The 4,408-nt window shown below is 63.0% G+C and carries 4 protein-coding genes and 2 pseudogenes; all 6 read left to right on the forward strand.

Going from position 1 to position 4,408, the window contains the following annotated elements:
• Positions 1-294, forward strand: a pseudogene (locus ACRXB1_RS31520) (acyl-CoA dehydrogenase); the annotation flags it as partial.
• The gene (locus ACRXB1_RS31525) at positions 282-1,070 is read left to right on the forward strand and encodes a PIG-L deacetylase family protein (protein WP_449494270.1); all 789 of its coding nucleotides are present in this window, start codon (positions 282-284) and stop codon (positions 1,068-1,070) included. The pseudogene ACRXB1_RS31520 and the gene ACRXB1_RS31525, both read left to right, overlap by 13 nt.
• Complete coding sequence (locus ACRXB1_RS31530; protein WP_449494271.1) at positions 1,067-1,672, forward strand: class I SAM-dependent methyltransferase; 606 nt, start codon at positions 1,067-1,069, stop codon at positions 1,670-1,672. Before ACRXB1_RS31525 ends, ACRXB1_RS31530 begins: the two co-directional genes overlap by 4 nt.
• A 199-nt stretch (positions 1,673-1,871) precedes the next feature.
• Positions 1,872-2,912, forward strand: a complete 1,041-nt coding sequence (locus tag ACRXB1_RS31535) for a LacI family DNA-binding transcriptional regulator (protein WP_062168695.1) — start codon at positions 1,872-1,874, stop codon at positions 2,910-2,912.
• A complete protein-coding gene (locus ACRXB1_RS31540; protein ID WP_449494272.1) occupies positions 2,909-4,201 on the forward strand; it encodes an AGE family epimerase/isomerase in 1,293 nt (430 codons plus the stop codon). The genes ACRXB1_RS31535 and ACRXB1_RS31540 overlap by 4 nt, the downstream gene beginning before the upstream one ends.
• A pseudogene (locus ACRXB1_RS31545) lies at positions 4,198-4,321 on the forward strand (carbohydrate kinase); the annotation flags it as partial. The gene ACRXB1_RS31540 and the pseudogene ACRXB1_RS31545, both read left to right, overlap by 4 nt.
• Positions 4,322-4,408: the final 87 nt, after the last annotated feature.

Here is a 4,408-nt window from a genome sequence, read left to right on the forward strand (position 1 = left end):
GCGCCGCTTTGTCGTAATCGCCATTTCGCCAGCCTGATGGCTGATCTACCCGTCTTTATCCGGCAGAGTCACGCCGAACGCGACGAAGCCGCGCTTGCAGAGCGGATCGTGAAAGAGGAAGGCAGCGAACGTGCGGGGCGTGCGCTTGGCGCGGCGCCGCTTTGTCGTAATCGCCATTTCGCCAGCCTGATGGCTGATCTACCCGTCTTTATCCGGCAGAGTCACGCCGAACGCGACGAAGCCGCGCTTGCAGAGCGGATCGTGAAAGAGGAAGGCAGCGCATGGAACCTGTAGTTACTCAAGTGGAAAACGCAGAGCACAATGATCGGGCAATCGAGGGACGCGGCACGCCAGAAGCTGCATGGCAAAGCTCGGAGCAACTTTCCACTCTCCCCGAAGTCGATCCGGGCATGCTCGTCCCGCCGGGCGCGCGTGCGGTGATTGTTTCTCCGCATCCCGACGATGAAATCCTCGGCACCGGCGGCTTGCTCGCACGCCTTTCCGATTTGGGCCGCAAGGTGTTGATCATCGCGGTGACCGATGGCACCGCAAGCCATCCCGATTCGCCTGAATGGCCAGCCGCGCGCCTCGCCGCCACGCGGCCGCAGGAAACACGTGACGCGCTCCAGCGTTTGCGCATGCGCCACGTTGCGCTGGTTCGGCTCCATTTGCCGGATGGCGGCGGCAACACCTTCGAGTCAGACCTGTCGAAAGCGCTCGAAGCGCACCTGGAACCCGGGGACGTCGTGTTCGGCACCTGGCGCTATGACGGCCATCCCGACCACGAATCGGTCGGCCGGGCGGTTACAGCCGTTGCCGGCGCACTTGATCTACCCTTCGTGGAAGTTCCGGTCTGGACGTGGCATTGGGCAGCGCCCGACGATTCGCGTGTGCCCTGGAGCCGTGCGCGCCGCATCTCGCTTGACGACGCAACCCTCGCTCGCAAGGTTCACGCGGTCCAGGCGTTCCGCAGCCAGATAGAAGCCGATGGTTCCACGGGCCGCGACGCCATTCTCCCGGCCCATGTGCTGGAGCGCCTCACGCGCCCCTACGAGGTCGTCCTGATATGACCGGCGAACCGAACGCGCACGAGTACTTCGACGGCTTGTACAAGCGTAGTGACGACCCTTGGCTGCTTCGCGACCGCTGGTACGAACGCCGCAAGCGGGCATTGACGCTCGCTGCATTACCCGATGAACGCTACCGCCGCGCCTACGAACCCGGCTGTGCGAACGGTGAATTCACGGCCGAACTGGCGGCGCGTTGCGACACGCTTCTCGCGGCGGATCTGAATCCGGCGGCTGTCGATCTGGCGCGTCGCCGAGTGGCGGATCTGCGCCACGTCCAGGTCGAACAACGGGCAATGCCCGATGACTGGCCCGACGGCGAGTTCGACCTGATTGTCGTCAGCGAAGTGGCTTATTACCTGACGCACGATCAGCTCATACGGCTGGTACAACGGCTGACGTCTTCCCTGTGCGCAGGCGGAACCGTGGTTGCGTGCCACTGGCGTCGGCCAATCGAAGGATGGCCATTTACCGGCGACGACGTTCACGCCGAACTCCGCGCAACGCTTGCGATTCCGGCCCTGTCGCACTATGAAGACGACGACCTCGTGCTCGACGTGTGGTCATCGAACAAGGCGTCGGTGCATCAGCGCGAAGCCCGTTAGATCCCATTTACTAAACAAGGAAGCAAACCGAAAGTCTTGTCAGCAAGCCGTTGCGGGTTTTCTCTAAGGCCCGCGACGGTAAAATGCCCATCGTTTTACTATACAATCCCCGCGATCATGCGAACCTCGCTTTACCGATAAACACCGGCCGAACGAGCTTCATAAACCATAGAACACGCATGCGGAGATTGAAAGACAGATGGGTACAACCATTCGTGATGTCGCACGCGCAGCCAGCGTGTCGATCGGCACGGTATCGCGGGCACTGAAGAACCAGCCGGGTTTGTCGGAAGCGACGCGCGAACGTGTAGTGGAAGCGGCGCGGCAACTCGGCTACGACGCCGCCCAGCTCCGCACGCGCATCCGGCGCGTCACCTTCCTGCTGCATCGCCAGCACAATAATTTCGCGGTCAGCCCGTTCTTTTCCCACGTCCTGCATGGTTTCGAGGAAGCGTGCCGCGAGCGGCGGCTGGTGCCTTCGGTACTGACAGCCGGCCCGACCCACGACCTCGCCCAGCAAATGCGGCTTCACGCACCCGACGCGGTGGCCGTCGCGGGATTCATCGAACCTGAATTGCTTGCTCACCTGCGTTCGATGAACCGGCCCGTCGTGCTGATCGACCTGCACGCGCCGGGATTCCGTTCGGTCAACGTCGACAACACGCGCGGCGCGGCGCTCGCCATGCAGCATCTCTTTGCCATGGGCAGAAAGCGCATTGCGTTCATTGGCGGGTCGCTGGCACATTACAGCATCGCCCAGCGGGCGATGGGCTACCGGCTTGCGTACTTCGAAGCCGGCATGCTTTTCGACCCTACGCTCGAAGTGACGACGCAGCCGGCCATCGACGCGGAAGTCGCCGCCGCCGACGCCATGGAGCGCCTGATCGCGCAAGCTCACCAGCAATCGAAGCCGCTGCCGGACGCTGTTTTCGCCTATAACGATGCAGCGGCCCTCGCCGCCATGCGTGTCTGCGTGGCGCACGGGCTGCGAATTCCGGAAGACGTGGCGTTTGTCGGTTTCGACGACATTCCCGCCGCAGCCCAAAGCACGCCGCCGCTTACCACGGTCACGGTGGACAAGGAGGCGCTTGGCCGTCGCGGCGTGGACCTGCTGCTGGAAACCGCGCAAAACAACGACGCCAGCGATGCCGACATGGACATCACCACCGACACGCTCGTGCCCGTGCGCCTGATTCCGCGCGCGAGCTCGGCAATAACACGGACACAGACATCGGTATGAACTCAACCGCGTTCCAGGCGGCGGACCGGGCCGAACCGGACTTCCGCAGCCGCGATTTCCTGCTCGATCATGTGCGCCACACGCTCGCGTTCTACGAGCGGACGGCCCGCGATCCATCGGGCGGGTTTTATCATTTCTTCAAAGATGACGGCACGGTCTACGACCACACCACGCGGCATCTGGTCAGCAGTACGCGCTTTGTCTTCAATCACGCGATGGCCTTTCGCCATTTCGGTGGCCAGCACCATCTGGACAACGCGCGCCACGCGTTTGCGTTTTTGCGCAATGCCCATTGGGACGCCGTGAACCAGGGTTACGACTGGGAGATCGAGTGGCGCGATGGCGCGAAACGCACGCTGGACGGCACGCGGCATTGCTACGGCCACGCGTTTGTGCTGCTCGCGTGTGCGCACGCGGCGATGGCGGGTATCGACGAAGCCCGGCCTCTGATAGATGAAACCTTCCAGTTGATGGACCAGCACTTCTGGGATGCGAATGCCGGTCTCTACGCCGACGAAGCCACGCCCGACTGGCAGTTGTCGCCTTATCGCGGGCAGAACGCGAACATGCACGCGACCGAAGCGCTGCTCGCCGCGTACGAGGCGACCGGCCATGTGCTCTATCTGGACCGGGCAGAGAAGATCGCCGGCAACATCACGCTGCGTCAGGCGCGGCTTTCTAACGGCCTCGTGTGGGAACACTTCAACGAGGATTGGTCGGTCGACTGGCATTACAACGAATCCGACAGTTCGAACATCTTCCGCCCGTGGGGTTTCCAGCCCGGTCACCAGACCGAATGGGCAAAGCTGCTGCTGATCCTGGAGCGGCATCGGGCGTTGCCGTGGCTCGCGCCGCGCGCTATCGAACTGTTCGATGCCGGCTTCAACCGCGCGTGGGACGAGCAGCACGGCGGCCTCTACTACGGCTTCGGCCCCGACAATTCCATTTGTGACCACGACAAATACTTCTGGGTTCAGGCCGAGACCTTCGCCACGGCCGCGCTGCTCGGCAAACGCACGGGCCTCGAACGCTTCTGGGATTGCTACGACGAACTCTGGCGCTATAGCTGGGCGCACTTCGTCGATCACAAATACGGCGCGTGGTTCCGCATCCTGACCTGCGACAACCGCAAATACGGCGATGAAAAAAGCCCCGCCGGCAAGACCGATTACCACACGATGGGCGCGTGCTACGAGGTGCTGAACGCGTTGGGCGTCAATACGCCGGACACATCAGCCTCAACCACCACGACCCAGCACATCGCCGAAACAGAGACGGCCAGACAATGAACGCGACGACCTCCACTCCTGCCTTCCCGCAATTCGTCTCCGCTGGCGACATCCTCACCGACCTGATCCGCACCGGCCCGTCGGACTGGCTCTCGCGTCCGGGCGGCGCGGGTCAGGGCGGGGGGAGGTCGGAAGAGCGGCGGGGAGGGGAAGAGTGTAGGGTAGGGGGGAGGTCTCGGGGGGCGCCGGATCAATAAAAAAAAAAAA

It is taken from the genome of Caballeronia sp. M23-90 (genome assembly GCF_053574605.1).